Genomic DNA, 16,777 nt, shown 5'->3' with positions numbered 1-16,777 from the left:
GAGTGCTACGGTTCTTGTTTCGTCTATTCTGCACTCGTTGCCGCTGCGCGGCCCAGATCAATCGGTCGCCGCATCGGCAGGGTGGCGACTTAACGTTTGCCTGCCCCGGTCAGCCAGTCACTCTCATTTCCTGGTCCGCGCCGGCGCTCATTCTGGGTGAAACTCGCCCTGATCAATCTGGCGAGAATCTACATCACGTACATGATCGGCTCGACAGGCGGCGAATCGGTGATGGCCCGCGGCAAGCAGATCCGCGGATACAGCAGAATCTCATCGATGCATGACGTCAGCTCGCCGAGGATCGGCCGGACGCGGCCGCCGAGGGCGTCGGGGTTCGACATCTTCAGTTCGCGCAGTCCGTCCGACAGTCGCTTCACGGACGCGTATCCCCAATCCGGCAATGGCCAGCAGTGCAACAGATAGCTGAGCGGTATGACGCTTCTGCTTTCACACCAGATGTCGAACAGGCGCTCGCATGCGGTGTTGAGGAATTCAACCGCGATTTCGCGGTTTTCTGAATGACCGTTCATAACGGGTCCGCTGATATAGACGATTTCGATAAAACATCCTAGGGACGCCGACGGCGACACACAGTCAGGAAGCCCGGAAAAATGCACTTCCGATCTGCTGAAAATGCCGTCAGGAAATCCTGAATGGCTGCGCATAGGCATTTAGACGCCGGTCTGATGCCGCACGGGGCATCGAAAGTCATGCTCTGCGCAATGCGTCGGCCTGTTCCGGACAACATCACGCCCTTCCTGACAAAGGGATTGCACGGTTTGTCAGCACGGTCAGGACGTGGCACGATGAAAAACCGATCAGGCGAGAATCTGCGCGGACATGCGCCTGGTTGAGCGCGTCACTCCCGTTTCGAGAAACTATCCATTCATGCATCGCAGGCGCTTTGTACTGGCAGCGCTGAGCGCGGCGGGCGTCACGCTTCGCGCGCGTGCCGCACCTGCCGACCCTCCCGTTCACTTCGACATCGTCTATCCCCGCATTCGGCCCGCCCGCGACGTGCACGCCGCATTTGCGCTTGCGGTCCTCGATCTGGCCATGAAAACGGCCAACGCATCGTACACATTGCGCTCGGCCGACATCGAAATGGAACGCGGTCGCGCGCTGGCCGAACTGGCCGGCACCAACAATTTGATCAATCTGCACTGGACGAGCATGGAGGCGCAAGCCGAGCGCGGCAGGAATGTAGTGCGGATTCCGATACATCGCGGGCTGATTGGCCACCGGGTGTTCGTCATCCGAAAGGATCGACAAGCCGATTTCGACAAGGTCGAGCGTTTCTCCGATCTGAAGGCATTCATTGGCGGGCAGGGAATTGGGTGGATCGATACGGAGGTCCTGAGAGCAGCCGGCCTGAACATCCAGACCTCGACCTATGACACGATGTTCGAGATGACCCAAGGTGGCCGGGTCGACTATTTTCCACGCGGCTTAGTTGAAGCATTTACTGAGGTCGATGGACGCCAGCACCAGGAACCGGATCTCGTAGTAGAGAACCGTCTGTTGCTGAAGTACCGATCGGATTTCATTTTTTATGTCGCCTCGGGCCACGAAGCGCTGGCGCAGACGATCGAAGACGGGCTCATCGCCGGGTATCGCAATGGCGCCTACATGCGACTGTTCAACTCTCATCACTACATTCAGGACGCACTGTCACGCGCCAGGATCGCGTCCCGGCTGACCTTCACGCTCGACAACCCTTTCCTCTCCGATGCAGACCGCAGGATTCCAGACGAGTACTGGATGAGCTGACGTCGTCCGCGGCGCGCCGCGCCGTCGGAAGGGATATGCCTGGGCCAAAATCAGGAAATCCTGACATCAAGCCGCATGCGGCGTCGCCGTATACATGGAAAGGCGGCGCTAGTCCCGCGACGCAACTCCATTTCAAATGCACGCGGCCATAAGGAAAAGAAGTGAGCAAATTCGTCCACACCGTCAGGTTCAAAGTCATTCATCGCGACCCACGAACGCCTACCCATGGACACTAACTGGTGAAGCCGCAGACGTTCGTCCTACAGGCGCGGCTTTGCGATCGCGCCACGGCGCTCAAGACGCGCATGGCCGAAGCGCATGACAAAGCGAAGGAACTGGCCCGGCGCGCGGAGGGCTGTCTCGCGGTGCTGGATCACCTGCGGCAGGGCACGTCCGCCGCGGCAAATATTTCCTTGGCGGACGATGCCGGACCTCTTATCGAGGCGCTATATCGAGCGGAGAGTGACTGGCACGGGCAATTGCAGATGTTAAAGGGACTGCTCACTGAACTCATGGATCAGAGTCAGAGCAACCGTGACGAGATCGAGTCGCTCGCCGCGCACGCGTTTCGCTCGCAGACGACTCCTGAGGCGATTGCCGCTGCCGGGCGCGCTGTCGAAGTGCACGAGGGCCACTTTCAGGAAGTCGATGCGCAATTGGAAGCGGCGCAGTCATGGTTCGAACGCTTCGATACGCAGATCAACGCGATTGTCGCCCGTTTGCGAAGGTCGCCTTGACGATTCAATCGGGTTCTCGGTAGCTACGCAGCGTCGACGACCGGCATGCGCAAGGTGATCGACGTGCCGCTGCTCGGCGTGCTGAGCACCGAGATCTCGCCGCCCAGAGTTCGCGAGATATCCGGTCCGGCTCCAGGCGAAGGAGCGGCAAGCCGCGTTTGCGCCTTCAACAACGTGGCATTCGTCCGTAAATGGCTGGGGTTTACCCTCCAAAACCGCGCTAACGCTTGCAATCTCTTCGTAGTAAGGCTCAAATGTAAGCGCTATCATCTAGCCTATAGAGGCGAAATTGCCAATAAAATCCTATGAACAGCTCAAAAGCATCGCTAAATGTAAGCGCTAACATGCACCGCTGAACGACGCTCTCGCCTTCGCGCAGAATGTCGCCGCGCTCTACGTGATGCGCAAAGGCGCGCAGAGGTGGATGCGCAATTTCCGGCCGCCCGACATCGCATCGGCGCGGCTTGCTCACACCAATCGAAGACATGAAACGGAGACAACGATCATGAGCGCAACACCGAGCCTCGAGCAGGCGCCACCGAGAATCCGCCGCGCCCAGATCGTGGCGCTCACGCTGCTGATGGTGAGCGGCATCGTCAACTATCTGGACCGCGGCACGCTCGCGGTCGCCAATCCGCTGATCCGTCATGACCTCGGGCTGTCGCTCGGACAAATGGGGCTGCTGCTCTCCGCGTTCTCGTGGAGCTATGCGCTTTTCCAGTTGCCGGTAGGCGGCCTCGTCGACCGGATCGGACCGCGCAAGTTGCTGGGCATCGGCCTGATCATCTGGTCGCTCGCGCAGGCGGCGGGCGGGTTCGTCTCCACTTTCGGCTGGTTCATCCTTGCGCGGATCGTGCTGGGCATCGGTGAGGCGCCGCAGTTTCCGTCGGCGGCCCGCGTGGTCAGCAACTGGTTTCCGCTGCGTGCGCGCGGCAAGCCGACCGGCATTTTCAACTCGGCGTCGCCACTCGGCACGGCGCTCGCGCCGCTGTGCCTGTCGGTTCTCGTCGTGCAATTTCACTGGCGCTGGGCGTTCATCGTGACGGGCGTGGTCGGCCTCGTCGTGGCGCTCGTGTGGCTCGCGGTGTACCGCGATCCCGTCAAGGCCACCATGACCGAAGCCGAGCGCCACTATCTCGAAGGCGACGAAGCCGACCGCAAGCCCGCACCCACGGTCACCTTCGCCGAATGGCGCTCGCTGTTTTCGCACGGCACGACGTGGGGCATGCTGATCGGCTTCTTCGGCTCGGTCTACCTCAACTGGGTGTACCTCACGTGGCTGCCCGGCTACCTGACGATGGAACGCCACATGAGCCTGATGCATACGGGCGTCGCGGCATCGATACCGTTCTTCTGCGGCTTTCTGGGCTCGCTGACGGCCGGCTGGTTCTCCGATCTCATCACGAGCCGCAGCACGAGCCCGGTCGCGAGCCGCCGCAATGCGGTGGTGATCGCGATGCTCGGCATGGTCGCATTCACGATTCCGGCGGCGCTGGTCGAGAGCAACACGATCGCGATCGTGTGCATCTCGGTGGTGATCTTTCTGGCGAATGCCGCATCCGCCAGTTCGTGGGCGCTCGCTACCGCCGCCGCGCCGCCGAACCGCGTCGGCTCGCTCGGCGCCATCCAGAACTTCGGCGGGTTTCTGGGCGGCGCCCTTGCCCCGATCCTGACGGGCTACATCGCGCAGAGCTGGTCGTTCGTCCCGGCGCTGTTGACGGCCGCGGGCATCGCGTTCATCGGCGCGATGAGCTACCTGCTGCTGGTGCGCAAGCCGATCGAAGACCCGTCCGCCCCAACCGAACCCCTGCGAGCGCCCGCGTGAACGCGCGCGCCGCCCCGACTCAACGAACCCTCTCCGGGAGATCACGAGCATGACCACTTCCAAACAAACCGCCACGTCGATCGAAGGCATCGTCCCCGTGATGCTGACGCCGTTCGACGATGCCGGCGCAATCGACTACGCCGGACTCGAACGCCTGATCGAGTGGTATATCGCGCATGGATCGGACGCGCTCTTTGCCGTCGCGCAGTCGAGTGAAATGCAGTTCCTGACGCTCGCCGAGCGTGGCGTGCTGGGACGTTTCGTCGTCGACAAGGTGGCGGGCCGCATTCCCGTCGTCGTCTCCGGCCACATCAGCGACGACCCCGAGGCGCAGGCCGAAGAGCTCAACGTCGCCGCAAACACGGGCGCACAAGGCGTCGTGCTGGTGACGAACCGGCTCGACCCGAAGCAGCAGGGAACGGAGGCGTTCGCTGCGAATCTCACGCAACTCCTCGCGCGCCTGCCGTCCGACATTCCGCTCGGTTTGTACGAATGCCCCGCGCCCTACCGCCGCCTTCTCTCCGACGACGAATTGAAGCTGTGCATCGACACCGGCCGCTTCATCATGCTGAAGGACGTGAGCTGCGATCTCGCCACGGTCAAACGACGTGTCGCGCTCGCCGAGGGTTCGCCGCTGAAAATCCTCAACGCCAACGCGGCCATCGCGTGGGACGCGATGAAGGCGGGTTCCGCCGGCTTCAACGGCGTGTTCACGAACTTCCACCCGGATCTGTACAACTGGCTGCGCAATGATGCGGCGCAAGACCCGGCTCTGGCAGAGGAACTCGCCACGTTCCTCGTGCTTGCCGCCGTCTCCGAATCGCTCGGCTATCCGGCTCTCGCGAAGATTTACCATCAACGGATCGGCACATTCGACTCGATTCGCTGCCGCGTGATCGACTACGACGTGCGCGAACGCTTCTGGGCCCTCGATGCGGTGCTCGACAAGATCGTCGCCGGCACTGAGCATTTTCGTGGCCGTATCGCGGCACTCGGCGCGAACCGCTCCGTTCGCTAGCGTTTGCCGGAAGGACTTCCGGATCACAGGAACGTCCGCTGAAACTGTCACGCGCGCTCACGCTTCGCGCACGTAGGCGGCGGTAAGATGGCGGGCGTTCCCCGATTCACTCTGCGCTTTCCAACCCGATGCCTGACTCCCTCGACCCGCCGGCCGCCACCCGCACCCAGACGAACCGCGCTCGCCGCAGCACAGGCCGCAGCGTGCTTTCCGATGTCGCCAAGCTCGCGGGCGTCTCCACGGCGACCGTCTCGCGGGTCTACAACGAACCGGACAAGGTCTCCGCGAACGTGCGTGAGCGCGTCGAGCACGCCGCGCTCACACTCAACTGGTTTCCGAATGCAGCGGGTCGCGCCCTCGCCTCCACGCGCAGCCACATCGCCGGCATCATCATTCCGACACTGGATGATCGCGTGTTCGCTTCACAGGTAAGCGGCATGCAGGCGGCGTTCGCGGCACGCGGCATCACGCTGGTGCTTGGCTGTTCGAACTACGATCCCGCGCAGGCGCTCACGCAGGTGCGCGCGATGCTGGCGCGCGGCGTGGAGGCGATGGCGGTGGTGGGCGAGGCTCATCCGCCCGAACTGTTCGATGCGTTGCGGCTCTACCGCGTGCCGTATGCGGTCACGTACGCATATCGCAAGGACAGTCCGCACACCTGCATTGGCTTCGATAATCACGCAGCCTATGCGGAGATCACCGAACATCTGATCAGCCTCGGGCATCGCTCGTTCGCGGTCTGCATCCAGCCGACGCGCGATAACGACCGAGTGCAGGCACGGGTCGCGGGCATTCGCGCGACGCTCGAACGTCACGGCCTCGCCGTGCGGCCGGAGCATAGGTTCGAAGGCGAATCGACCATGGGATTCGGGCGGCGCAGCCTGCGCACGATCTGGCAAGCGCCGGGCGAGCGTCCCACCGCGATCATCTGCGGCAATGACCATATCGCGCTGGGCGTGCTGCGCGAGGCGGAGGAACTGGGCATCGCGATACCCGGCGAATTGTCCGTCACCGGCTTCGACGATCTGGAAATGGCGCAGGAGATGCGCCCGGCCTTGACCACGATGCGCGTCGACACCTACGAGATCGGACGGCTTGCGGCGCAGTATCTACTCGACACGCTCGACGGCAAGCGTCCGCTGCACGGACACGAGGTGCATGCCCTCTTCCAGCTCAGGCAGTCGACGGGACCGGCCGCGAGATAGCCTCACGGCGGCGCCTTATCGACGGACTACAGCGCGGCGGTCACGCCGCCATCCACATAAAAAATGTGACCGTTGACAAAGTTCGAAGCGATGCTCGCCAGCAAGACCAAGCGTTCGATCAATGCCACCACCCCGGCCGGGTAGAACACCCTTCGCGACAATATCGGCATTGCTAACCAGACAATTCGCAATCCCGGAGAACAAGGTTTTCCCTAACCTACCTGTTCCGGGTGGTTGCCCACCCTCCCGTACCCTTTACCGTGGCGCTACAAAGTCCGCATGACCGGTCGGGACAGCGAAGCCCGCCAGCAAAAGGACGACAGGAGACAACCTATGACCGCTTCCCCCGATTTCCAGGCAAAGTCCGCGTGGACGATGACCCTCCTGCTCACGGGGCTCGCCCTCATCAATTTCCTGGACAAGATCGTGCTCGGTCTGGTGGCCGTGCCGTTGACGGCTGAACTGCATCTTTCGCCGGAAAAATTCGGACTTGTCGCCGGCAGCTTCTTCTGGCTCTTTTCCATTTCGACGGTCCTCGTGGGGTTTCTTTCAAACCGCTTCCCGACCCGCTGGCTACTGCTGGCGATGGGTCTGAGCTGGGCGGTACTCCAGTTGCCGCAAGCCATGGCGACGAGCGCGCTGGGGCTTCTCATCTGCCGCGTGATCCTGGGCGCCGCCGAGGGCCCGGCGTTTCCAGTCTCCGTGCATGCGTTGTACAAGTGGTTCCCCGACCGGAAACGCAATCTGCCGGTCGCCTGCATCAATCAGGGTGCGGCCTTCGGCATGCTGCTGGCCGGCCTGCTGATTCCGCTCGTCACGAGACAGTGGGGATGGCGGATGAACTTTCTGCTGCTCGGCGCGATAGGCGCAACGTGGAGCGTGCTTTGGGCGTGAGGGAGGACTGGGCAAGCAGCAAGCCGCCCCGATCGTGCGAGCTCAGGCGTACCGGCTGCCCTATCGGCGGATCCTCACGGACCGTTCGGTCCTCTCCGTGTTCGCACTCGGCTTCACCGCCTACTGGACATTGGGCCTGAGCCTGACCTGGATGCCCACCTACCTTGAAAAGGGGCTCGGATTCAGCGGCGTCGAAGCAGGGCGTTGCTTCGCCGTAGTGGTCGCGACGGCGACACCCGTCAACGTGGGCCTGAGCTGGTTATCCCAGCGCATGCTCGGACGCGGCGTGTCCACACGCAAGGCGCGCGTTCATCTGATCTGTTTGTCAGCGGCTACCGGGGCTCTGCTGTATGTCGCCCTCATGGTGCTTCATTTGCCGCCCTCGCAGAAAGTGGCGCTACTCGCGATCGCAGGCGCGCTGCCGACTCTGAGCTTCACGCTCGCTCCAGCGCTGCTTGCTGAAATGGTCCCGGACAGCCAGCGCGGATCGCTCGTCGCGATTCACACGGCACTCGCCAGTCTTGGCGCCGCCTTCGCGCCGGCCGTGATGGGACGGATCGTCCAGGTCTACGGCGGTGGTGACAGCCATGCCTATGAACTCGGTTTCACTGTCAGCGCCGTACTGCTGATCGCAGCCGCCCTCGCCGCTCTGCGCTGGCTTCATCCAGATCGCTCGCACAAAACACTCCATCACGTTGCTACGCAGGCCGCGGCTTGATGCCCCTCTGCCAAGCCAGCGCTGATGGCGGCAACGGCCGCTGTGCGTGCGCCAATCCCTTCCAATGAACAGAGGTGCCATGATCAGACCCAGTAACAACGCTCGCAGCACCATGATCGCAGCGGAGTACGACTATATCGTCGTAGGCGCAGGCTCGGCAGGCTGCGCGGTGGCCGCCAGACTGGCGGAGGACCGATCGGTCACGGTGGCTCTGCTCGAGTCCGGGCCGCATGATCATCACATGAGCGTGTGGGTGCCGATAGGTCTTGCATCGACCGTGCAAAAGGCCGGTCCGCGAAACTATGCGTACTACACGGAGAGCCAGGCCGGCCTTGACGGACGCCCCTCCTATCAGCCGCGCGGACGCGGACTGGGGGGCAGTTCGTCGATCAACGGCATGGTCTACATTCGCGGCCATCGCAACGACTACGACGAATGGGCGGCCCTGGGTTGTACGGGCTGGGGCTACGACGATGTCCTGCCCTACTTCCGCCGCAGCGAATGCAATCAACGCCATGCCGGGCGCACTGACGATCCGTGGCATGGCGGCGACGGCCCGTTGCACGTCAGCGACCTGCGCACGCCCAACCCGTTCTCCCATCGTTTCGTGAACGCCGCCCAGCAAGCCGGCTTGCCGCTGAACACGGATTTCAACGGCGCGCAGCAGGAAGGCGCCGGCCTTTATCAGGTCACGCAATTCAATGGCGAACGCTGGAATGCGGCGCGTGCCTACCTGCACAACGGCAATGCGAAAGATTCGAATCTGAACGGTGGCCGGCCGAACCTCGACGTACTCACGGATACGCAGGTCTTGCGTCTTGTCATCGAGGACAAATGTGCGCGTGGCGTAACCGTTGTGCGCGCGGGCGTCGAGCAAACGTTGCGGGCCCGGCGCGAAGTCGTACTCAGCTGCGGCGCCTTCAATTCGCCGCAACTGCTGATGGCTTCGGGCATCGGCCCCGCCGAGCATCTGCGCAGCCACGATATCGAGGTCGTCCAGGATCTGCGCGGCGTCGGCGAGAATCTGCAGGACCACCTCGACGTGATCGTCAACAAGCAGGTCAAGTCCAACGACCTCTACGGCTATTCGACAGGCGGCTTTCTGCGGCTGGCGTCCGGCATGTTGCGCTACCGGCTCAATCGCAACGGCATGGTCAGTTCCAACTTCGCCGAGGCAGGCGCTTTTGTGAAAAGCCGCCCCGAATTGGCCGTTCCGGACGTGCAGCTAGCGTTCATTCTCGCGCTGCTCGGCAATCGCAACGTGGCGAAACGCAGCGAGCTCGGACACGGCTACTCCTGTCACGCCTGCATCCTGCGTCCGCAGAGCCGTGGTCACGTGCGTCTGCATAGCGCGGACATGCGCGATGCACCGTCGATCGACCCGCGCTTTCTGTCAGCGGAGGCCGACATGGACACGATGGTGGCCGGCGTCAGAATTATCCGCCGCATCTTTGCCCAACCGGCGCTAGCCGAAGCGGGGGGCAAGGAAATGTCGACGGACGATTTCGGACCGGACGATTCGAACGAAGAGGCGATCCGTGCCTTCGTGCGCAGTCACGCCGACAGCGTCTATCACCCCGTCGGCACGTGCAAGATGGGAATCGACGCAACGGCCGTGGTCGACCCGAGCCTGCGTGTACGTGGCATCGCAGGTCTGCGCGTGGCCGACGCGTCGATCATGCCGACGCTGATCGGCGGCAACACCAACGCGCCGGCCATCATGATCGGCGAGAAGGCCGCCGATCTGATCCGCGCCGACAACCGGTAGATTGTCGCTCCGCGCGCTGAACCGGCCAGTGAATGGCGATGCACGAAAGAAGAAACCGGCATACGCAAACCGCGTTCGCCTGTGAAACCGCCCCAACCGCAGCGAGCCTCGCGTTCTGCGGTATATGCGGACCCAGACAAATAGAGACATGACATGCAAGCAACAGAGATCGCGCCCGCTTCGACAGTGGCGCACCCGGATTCCGACGCCTGGCCATTCGCCATCGAACGCTACACGCCGACGATCGGCGCGGAGATTCGCGGCGTCGACCTGCGCGATCCGCTCGATGACGAGACTTACGCTGCGTTGCGCCGCGCACTATTGAAGTTCAAGGTTCTGTTCTTTCGTGACCAGGACATCACACCGGCCCAGCACGTCGCCGTGGCAAAACAGTTCGGCGAACTGGAGATTCATCCTGCGTTCCCCCATCATCCCGAGCATCCGGAACTGGTGATACTCGGCCGCAACGATACCAAACGCGGCCGGGAGAACCTGTACCACTCCGACGTATCGTGGCGCGAGATCCCGTCGATGGGTTCCATGTTGCGATGCGTGCAGTGCCCGGAGGTCGGCGGCGACACCATGTGGATCAACATGGTGGCGGCCTACGAGAATCTGCCCGATGACGTGAAGGCGCGAATTGCCGGCCTCAAGGCGGTCCACGACTTCCTCCCGCTCTTCGGCATTGCGGTTCCCGAAGACCAGCACGCGGCGATGCGCGCGAAGTTTCCGCCCGTCGAGCATCCGGTGGTGCGCGTCCACCCGGAAACCGGCGAGAAGATTCTCTACGTCAACGAAGCCTTCACGACTCATCTGTCGAATTACGGCCGGCTGACCGCCAGCGAATATCGCGTCGGCTTCGACTACAAACTCGCCGAGATGGATCTGCTGCAGTACCTGTTCCGCCAGGCCCAGGCGCCCGAATATCAGGTCCGCCTCAAGTGGCGCCCAAACACGGTCGCCTTCTGGGATAACCGCTCGTGCCAGCACTACGCGGTCCAGGACTACTTCCCGGCTCCGCGTCACATGATGCGCGCGACGGTGATCGGCGATCGTCCGGTCGCGGCCTGAGTTCGACGCGGCCTGAAGAACCTGAGGAAACGAAATGAAAACGCTGAACACCTTCTATATCGATGGCCAATGGGTCGAGCCGTCTGCCGGCAGCACGCACACGGACATCGTCAATCCGGCCACCGAGACGCTGACCGGACGGCTGACGATGGGGACTGCGCAAGACGCGGATCGTGCCGTCGCCGCGGCGCGGGCCGCCTTTCCAGCCTGGTCGGAATCGAGCCGCGCCACGCGGATCGCGCTGCTCGAGCGGATCATCGAATGCTACCGCGCGCGGCTCGACGACATTGCTGAAGCGGTTCGCATCGAGATCGGCGCGCCCATCACGCTGTGCAAGCACCTGCAGGCCGCCATCGGCCTCGCGCAGCTTCAGGCCGCCCTGGACACACTGCGCGATTTCGAGTTCGAGACTCATCACGGCAAAAGCTACGTACGCCGCGAAGCGGTCGGTGTCGCGGCGCTGATCACGCCGTGGAACTGGCCGTTGAACCAGATCGCCGCCAAGGTCGCGCCGGCGTTGGCAGCGGGCTGCACCGTCGTGCTGAAGCCTTCCGAGATCGCGCCGCTGGACGCTGTCATCATCGCGGAAATCATGCATGAAGCGGGCACGCCGCCCGGCGTCTTCAACATGATCTTCGGTGAGGGACGCGTCGTCGGCTCGCGTTTGTCGTCGCATCCTGACGTGGACATGGTGTCGATCACCGGGTCGACGCGTGCCGGCGTCGAAGTGGCCGTCAGCGCCGCGCCCACGGTCAAGCGCGTGGCGCAGGAACTCGGCGGCAAGTCGCCGCTGTTGATTCTCGACGACGCCGATCTGCAGGCAGCGGTGACGAGCGGGGTGGCGCAGTGCATGGTCAATTCCGGACAGACCTGCGTCGCACCGACCCGTATGCTGGTGCCGCGCGAGCGTTACGACGACGCGATTGCGATCGCCGCGGCGGTCGCCAATGGGATCGTCGTCGGCGATCCGGCGGACCCGGCCACCAAGATGGGCCCGATCTCGAACCGCGCGCAATACGAGAAGGTGCAGCACATGATCCGAGCCGGCCTCGAGGAAGGCGCGCGAGTCATTGCTGGCGGTCCCGGCCGGCCGGAAGGACTGGCGCAAGGGTTCTATGCGCGCCCCACTGTCTTCGCGGATGTTCACAACGACATGACAATTGCGCGCGAGGAAATCTTCGGACCGGTGCTGGTGATGATTCCGTACGACGACGAGGAACACGCCATTGCGATCGCCAACGACACGGAATACGGACTGGCCGGCTATATCGCCAGCAGCGACGCCGAACGCGCGCGCCGCGTGGCCGCGCGCCTGCGTGTGGGGTCGGTGCGAATCAACGGCGCGATGCTGGATATTACGGTTCCCTTCGGCGGCTACAAGACGTCGGGCAATGGCCGCGAGTATGGTCACGAAGGCTTGGCTGAGTTTCTCGAGTGCAAGTCGGTAACGGGCTGAGGCCTTGTAAATCAAAGGGCCTGCTCACCAACCATGAGCAGGCCCCGATGTCATTGCAGAAACGCTTGATATCCGTTTTACAACGTGGACAACGTCAGCGTGTTCGCCACTGACGTCACGCCTTCAACGCCTTCAGCAGCCTGAGTCGCCAGACCGACCTGCGACTGCTCGGGCACGGTTCCTTCCAGTATCACCGCGCCGTTATGCGCCCGCACCGTAATCGTGGCAGCCCTCAGCCCTTTCGTCCTGCTCAGCGCGCGAATCACGTTCTTCTGTAGCGCACGGTCGGCGGCCTTGGCGGCTTTCGCGTCCGATGCATACGGCTGGGCGGGCATAGGCGCAGCATCGCTGCTCTGCGCGTACACGTCGAGTGATGCCAGTACGAGCAGCGCCCCGCCTGCCAGCGTGAATAGCTTATTTTGATTCATCGATGTTTTCCTGTTGTTATATCGGACCCGTTGAGAACAGATACGACAGCGCACACGAGCGACGTCGCCGCGCGACGCCTTCCCGATAACGCGTGCCGTCGTCAGAAACGATGCGTCATGCCGAGCACCGCGAGAACCTGCTTCGAACCGGCGGCGACGCCCGTCACACCAGGCCAGCTCATGTTCGCGCTGCCGTTGTTCTTCAGGTAGCCCGCCCGCATGTAGAGACTCGTCCGCTTCGACAGGCTGTGATCGACGCCGACTTCGATGCCGGGCGTGTTGTCGTGAACCCCACGCACATTCCGTTCGATGGCTGCGATCTCGATCACGTCCGCTGCGGTGGCCTGGATCGTCGCACCCAGCTCCATGATGCTGTACGAGTGAACCAGCGAAGCAAGCGGCAACCTGACCGCGGGCGTGACGGTGACCAGCGCACCCGCGGGCGCATCTTTCGGCCGGTTGTACGAATAGTTGAACTGGAAATTCACGATGCCCAGCCGGTATGCCACCGCGCCCGAAAAGTGCTCCGTTCCCATCAGATCGAAGGTCGTGAGCAGTGTCGGGGCAGTGGGCACCAGTGGCGCACTCTCTTGCGATCCGTGCTGATACTGGTAGCCCACGCCTGCGTAAAAACCATAGCCCGAATAGTTCGCCGCCAGGTCGAGCATCGCGCCGGAGCGAACCGGCACGGGTTGCGTCACGGTGGACGGCATCGCGTACATCGCGTAGACGTGCACGCCTTTCATGTCGGGCGACGTATAGACGATCGAATTGCTGGTTCGTCCGGACACGTACTGCGTCGCTAGCGTGGACCGGTCGGTCGCGCCGGCGAGGTCGGCTGCGGCAAGCGGCGACATGACTTCGTTGCCGCGGAACGGATCCGTGAAGTAGACGGCCCAGAAGCTCGGCTGATACTGACGGCCAAAGGTCAGCGAGCCATAGGTATCGTGTTTCAGCCCTACCCACGATTGCCGGTAGAACATCGTCGTCGTGTCGGCAAAGAAAGCGCCATTGTTGATATTGAAGCCGGTTTCCACGTCGAACACGGCTTTCAACCCGTTACCGAGATCTTCGGTTCCTTTCAGGCCGAACAGGGAACCGGTGGAACCGCCACTTCGTTCGGAAAACGAATGATTTCCGCCGTTGTCCAGATACTGAACAAATACGTCCGCTACCCCGTACAACGTCACGCTCGACTGGGCCGCCGCTCCTCCAGCGGCAAGAATCAATGTAGCCCCGCAAATACCCTGACTCATGAAACGCATGCATGTCTCCTCTTTGTGTTTGCCGTGTCCGATGGACACGGGTCAAGCAAACTCACGCAGCTGCCCGCCGGAACGACGGCCGGCAATACCGGACCGGTCGTTGCTAGCTCATATTGCAGGCACGTCCGGGCGGATAACCTCCCCAAACAGAGGGGGGGACGGGATTACCCCGAGCGATGCAGCGGGCTGCGATACGCATCGAACCTTTCCCCCCCAATGCAGGGGGCGGCCGGCGTGCGCCGCTCAAATAGGCTCGGTGATATCGAGATTGTTTTCACAAGCGAGAGACCTATGTCTGCCATCCCATCGAATCCTTCAGCAAGGCGGCTCCTGCATACTCGCCGCGTCGAGTGCATGGGCTTCGAACGAACCGACGGCCTGTTCGATATCGAAGGCCGCATGCGCGACACGAAGGCCGACGACGCCGATCTGCTGTTCAAGACCGTGCCCGCCGGTTCGCCGATTCACGAAATGCGCGTCATCGTCACGATCGATTCGACGCTCGTGATCCATCGCATCGAGGCTCATACCGACTCCGCGCCGAGCCGGTTTTGCGCGGAGATCAACGACGCGTATCGCCGGCTCGAGGGCCTGAGCATCGGGACGGGCTTCATGAAGGAGGTCAGGAACCGGCTGAGCGGTCCGAAAGGCTGCACGCACTTGACTGAACTGCTCGGCCCCATCGCCACGACGGCCATCCAGACGCTGATGGGCTGGCGCAAGACCACTGCCGTCCAGACCGATTCCGACGACGGCGGAAAAACGGTTCAGGCGCATTCGATGGTCGACACCTGTCACGCATGGCGCGCGGGCGGCGACGTCCTGCAATTCGTGTCGCGGCGCGAACACGGGAGACAGCAAGGCGAAGCGCGCACTGCCAATGCAGGCCGCCCGCCGCACAACGAATAATCCGGGAAGACACCACCCCTGCCAGTCGTGAAAACGCTACCCGCGCTGCGCTACAATGTGCCGATTATCATTTCGTCTTTTGGCCCACGCCGGCGAGGCGCGAAGCCGAAGCGCGTAAGGCGCAGGTCACGATGCCGCAGAATTTCCCTCCCGTGGATCCACGCCGCTCCCAAGGCGGTGCCGCGGAATCCCAAACTGATCCCCGCTTGATTCCGCCGCGCAGCACCGCCCGCATCGTCGCGCGCGAACGCCTTCTGGCGCAGTTACTCGATGCACGGCGCAACCGTTGCGTCGTGCTCCAAGGTCCCGCCGGTTGCGGCAAGACGAGCCTGTTGATCGCGTGGCGCGAGGCATTGCTTTCGCTCGGCTTCGATATCGCCTGGCTGACGCTCGCACCTGAGGACAACGAACTCGCGCACTTTCTCGACTACCTCGTCGCCAGCCTCGCCCACGTCGATCCGGCGATGTGCCGCGAAGCGGCCCTGCTGGACGGCCGCGGCATGGACGACGAAACGGTCGAACGCACGATCATCGCCCTCGTGCGCGGCATCGCGGCCCATTCGAACGACGTGGTGCTGGTGCTGGACGATTTTCATCACGTTGCCAATGAGCGCAATCACGAAGCATTGCAATGGCTGCTCGACCATGCGCCGGCGAATCTCCATCTCGTGCTCGTCTCGCGGGGAACCGTGCCGGTATCGCTCGGCCGCCCTCGCGACCAGGGCCTCGTGCTGGAACTGGACATGCGCGATCTGCGCTTCACCGTCGCCGAATCCGAAGCCTTCCTGAAGTCGCAGTTGGGCGAAATCAGCCAGCGCGACGCGCGGCAGATGCACGAACTGACCGACGGCTGGGTGGCGGGCCTGCAACTCTTCGCACTGCGTCTGAAGCGAAAGAAGCCGAGTGCGACGGACCTCACGTCGGCCGATCCGCCCGCTCACGCCCAGCTTCTGGACGCCCGCGGGTTCGCGGAGTATTTCGAACGCGAAGTCTTGTCTCGCCTTGCGCCTCCCGAAGTGGAGCTGCTGGTCCGGATGGCGAGCTGCACGCGTGTATGCGCGCCGCTGTGCATCGCATTGATCGGCGACGAGCAGTCGCCTGCCGAAGTGCGCGCGCTGCTGACGAGACTGGAAAGCGACAACCTGTTCCTCGCACCCATCGAAAGTTCGGGCAGCGAGTCGTGGTATCGGCTGAACCCGCTCTTTCGCGAAACGCTGCTCGAGCGTTTTCGCGCACGCAGCGAACTGCATCAACGTAACGTGCATCTGGCCGCGTGGATCTGGTTCCGCGATCACGAGCAGCCCGACGACGCCGTGCGGCATGCGTTGCTCGCGGGCGAGCCGGCAGCAGCGGCTGACCTCGTGCTGCATGTCGCGCGAACGATGCAGATCAGGGGCGACCTGCGCAAGCTGGTCGGACTGATACGTCTGCTGCCGCTCGCCGAAGTGCAGGCTCGCATCGGACTGCGGTTGTGGATGGTGCATCTGCAACTGTATGCGCGTGAATTCGACGCGTGCGCCGCCGCCATCGCGCGCCTGCACGCCGACATCCCCGCAAGCGACGCGTATTCGCGCTATCGGCTCATTCTTTTACAGGCGGCGCTGGCGGTCCAGCGCGACGACCTGCAGGAGGCGGTATCGGTGTTGCCGCACTTGCTGCACATCCCCGCCGAGGCCCCCCGCCCCCCCCGCGGGCCCCGCCCCCACCCGCGGG

At 63.1% G+C, this 16,777-nt stretch carries 14 protein-coding genes and 1 pseudogene; 11 read left to right on the top strand and 4 right to left on the bottom strand.

Features of this window, described 5'->3' with window-relative positions:
• Positions 1-188: 188 nt before the first annotated feature.
• Entirely contained in the window at positions 189-530 is a 342-nt protein-coding gene (locus tag PQR32_RS18380; protein ID WP_408229661.1) for a hypothetical protein, read from the bottom strand.
• A 358-nt stretch (positions 531-888) separates the two neighbouring features.
• Between PQR32_RS18380 and PQR32_RS18375 the strand changes: the two genes are divergently transcribed.
• Together PQR32_RS18375 and PQR32_RS18370 are read left to right on the top strand one after the other, a co-directional pair.
• Entirely contained in the window at positions 889-1,770 is an 882-nt protein-coding gene (locus PQR32_RS18375; RefSeq protein WP_408230077.1) for a transporter substrate-binding domain-containing protein, read from the top strand.
• A gap of 239 nt (positions 1,771-2,009) precedes the next feature.
• Positions 2,010-2,507, top strand: coding sequence for a hypothetical protein (locus PQR32_RS18370; protein ID WP_408229658.1), 498 nt, complete (start codon positions 2,010-2,012; stop codon positions 2,505-2,507).
• Positions 2,508-2,530: 23 nt separating this feature from the next.
• On the opposite strand, the gene PQR32_RS18365 is transcribed toward PQR32_RS18370, so the two are convergent.
• A complete protein-coding gene (locus PQR32_RS18365) occupies positions 2,531-2,680 on the bottom strand; it encodes an ATP-binding protein (RefSeq protein WP_408229655.1) in 150 nt (49 codons plus the stop codon).
• A 332-nt stretch (positions 2,681-3,012) separates the two neighbouring features.
• Between PQR32_RS18365 and PQR32_RS18360 the strand changes: the two genes are divergently transcribed.
• The 7 genes and pseudogenes from PQR32_RS18360 (at position 3,013) to PQR32_RS18330 (ending at position 12,462) form a co-directional block, all read left to right on the top strand.
• Positions 3,013-4,332, top strand: coding sequence for an MFS transporter (locus PQR32_RS18360; RefSeq protein WP_408229652.1), 1,320 nt, complete (start codon positions 3,013-3,015; stop codon positions 4,330-4,332).
• A gap of 49 nt (positions 4,333-4,381) precedes the next feature.
• Positions 4,382-5,350, top strand: coding sequence for a dihydrodipicolinate synthase family protein (locus PQR32_RS18355; RefSeq protein ID WP_408229649.1), 969 nt, complete (start codon positions 4,382-4,384; stop codon positions 5,348-5,350).
• Between the two features lie 128 nt (positions 5,351-5,478).
• Complete coding sequence (locus tag PQR32_RS18350) at positions 5,479-6,555, top strand: LacI family DNA-binding transcriptional regulator (protein WP_408229646.1); 1,077 nt, start codon at positions 5,479-5,481, stop codon at positions 6,553-6,555.
• A 333-nt stretch (positions 6,556-6,888) separates the two neighbouring features.
• Positions 6,889-8,167 (top strand): annotated as a pseudogene (locus PQR32_RS18345) (MFS transporter).
• Between the two features lie 79 nt (positions 8,168-8,246).
• A complete protein-coding gene (locus PQR32_RS18340) occupies positions 8,247-9,935 on the top strand; it encodes a GMC family oxidoreductase (RefSeq protein WP_408229643.1) in 1,689 nt (562 codons plus the stop codon).
• Positions 9,936-10,088: 153 nt separating this feature from the next.
• Positions 10,089-11,006 carry a TauD/TfdA dioxygenase family protein gene (locus PQR32_RS18335; RefSeq protein ID WP_408229636.1) on the top strand — a complete coding sequence of 306 codons (918 nt, stop codon included), beginning with the start codon at positions 10,089-10,091 and terminating at the stop codon, positions 11,004-11,006.
• 34 nt (positions 11,007-11,040) lie between these two features.
• On the top strand, positions 11,041-12,462 hold the full coding sequence (locus tag PQR32_RS18330) for an aldehyde dehydrogenase family protein (RefSeq protein ID WP_408229633.1): 1,422 nt from the start codon (positions 11,041-11,043) through the stop codon (positions 12,460-12,462).
• A gap of 77 nt (positions 12,463-12,539) precedes the next feature.
• Here PQR32_RS18330 and PQR32_RS18325 read toward each other — a convergent pair whose 3' ends face one another.
• Both PQR32_RS18325 and PQR32_RS18320 read right to left on the bottom strand, forming a co-directional pair.
• Positions 12,540-12,890, bottom strand: a complete 351-nt coding sequence (locus PQR32_RS18325) for a BON domain-containing protein (RefSeq protein WP_408229630.1) — start codon at positions 12,888-12,890, stop codon at positions 12,540-12,542.
• Positions 12,891-12,991: 101 nt separating this feature from the next.
• Positions 12,992-14,155 carry a porin gene (locus PQR32_RS18320; RefSeq protein WP_408229627.1) on the bottom strand — a complete coding sequence of 388 codons (1,164 nt, stop codon included), beginning with the start codon at positions 14,153-14,155 and terminating at the stop codon, positions 12,992-12,994.
• Positions 14,156-14,446: 291 nt separating this feature from the next.
• Between PQR32_RS18320 and PQR32_RS18315 the strand changes: the two genes are divergently transcribed.
• Together PQR32_RS18315 and PQR32_RS18310 are read left to right on the top strand one after the other, a co-directional pair.
• Positions 14,447-15,064 carry a DUF2889 domain-containing protein gene (locus PQR32_RS18315; RefSeq protein ID WP_408229625.1) on the top strand — a complete coding sequence of 206 codons (618 nt, stop codon included), beginning with the start codon at positions 14,447-14,449 and terminating at the stop codon, positions 15,062-15,064.
• A 206-nt stretch (positions 15,065-15,270) separates the two neighbouring features.
• Positions 15,271-16,777: winged helix-turn-helix domain-containing protein (locus tag PQR32_RS18310; protein WP_494471420.1), on the top strand; the 1,507-nt coding region annotated here is incomplete at its 3' end.

The sequence above is a fragment of the Paraburkholderia dipogonis genome, from assembly GCF_046027395.1.
In the GTDB taxonomy this organism is placed as follows: Bacteria; Pseudomonadota; Gammaproteobacteria; order Burkholderiales; family Burkholderiaceae; genus Paraburkholderia; species Paraburkholderia dipogonis_A.
This window is presented reverse-complemented; position numbering and strand designations above follow the sequence as displayed.

Excerpts from the sequence above, each read along its gene's own strand:
- PQR32_RS18350 (WP_408229646.1), top strand. The coding sequence starts at position 5,479 with ATGCCTGACTCCCTCGACCCGCCGGCCGCCACCCGCACCCAGACGAAC.
- PQR32_RS18330 (WP_408229633.1), top strand. The coding sequence starts at position 11,041 with ATGAAAACGCTGAACACCTTCTATATCGATGGCCAATGGGTCGAGCCG.
- PQR32_RS18355 (WP_408229649.1), top strand. The coding sequence starts at position 4,382 with ATGACCACTTCCAAACAAACCGCCACGTCGATCGAAGGCATCGTCCCC.
- PQR32_RS18320 (WP_408229627.1), bottom strand. The coding sequence starts at position 14,155 with ATGCGTTTCATGAGTCAGGGTATTTGCGGGGCTACATTGATTCTTGCC.
- PQR32_RS18340 (WP_408229643.1), top strand. The coding sequence starts at position 8,247 with ATGATCAGACCCAGTAACAACGCTCGCAGCACCATGATCGCAGCGGAG.
- PQR32_RS18375 (WP_408230077.1), top strand. The coding sequence starts at position 889 with ATGCATCGCAGGCGCTTTGTACTGGCAGCGCTGAGCGCGGCGGGCGTC.
- PQR32_RS18335 (WP_408229636.1), top strand. The coding sequence starts at position 10,089 with ATGCAAGCAACAGAGATCGCGCCCGCTTCGACAGTGGCGCACCCGGAT.
- PQR32_RS18380 (WP_408229661.1), bottom strand. The coding sequence starts at position 530 with ATGAACGGTCATTCAGAAAACCGCGAAATCGCGGTTGAATTCCTCAAC.
- PQR32_RS18325 (WP_408229630.1), bottom strand. The coding sequence starts at position 12,890 with ATGAATCAAAATAAGCTATTCACGCTGGCAGGCGGGGCGCTGCTCGTA.
- PQR32_RS18360 (WP_408229652.1), top strand. The coding sequence starts at position 3,013 with ATGAGCGCAACACCGAGCCTCGAGCAGGCGCCACCGAGAATCCGCCGC.
- PQR32_RS18315 (WP_408229625.1), top strand. The coding sequence starts at position 14,447 with ATGTCTGCCATCCCATCGAATCCTTCAGCAAGGCGGCTCCTGCATACT.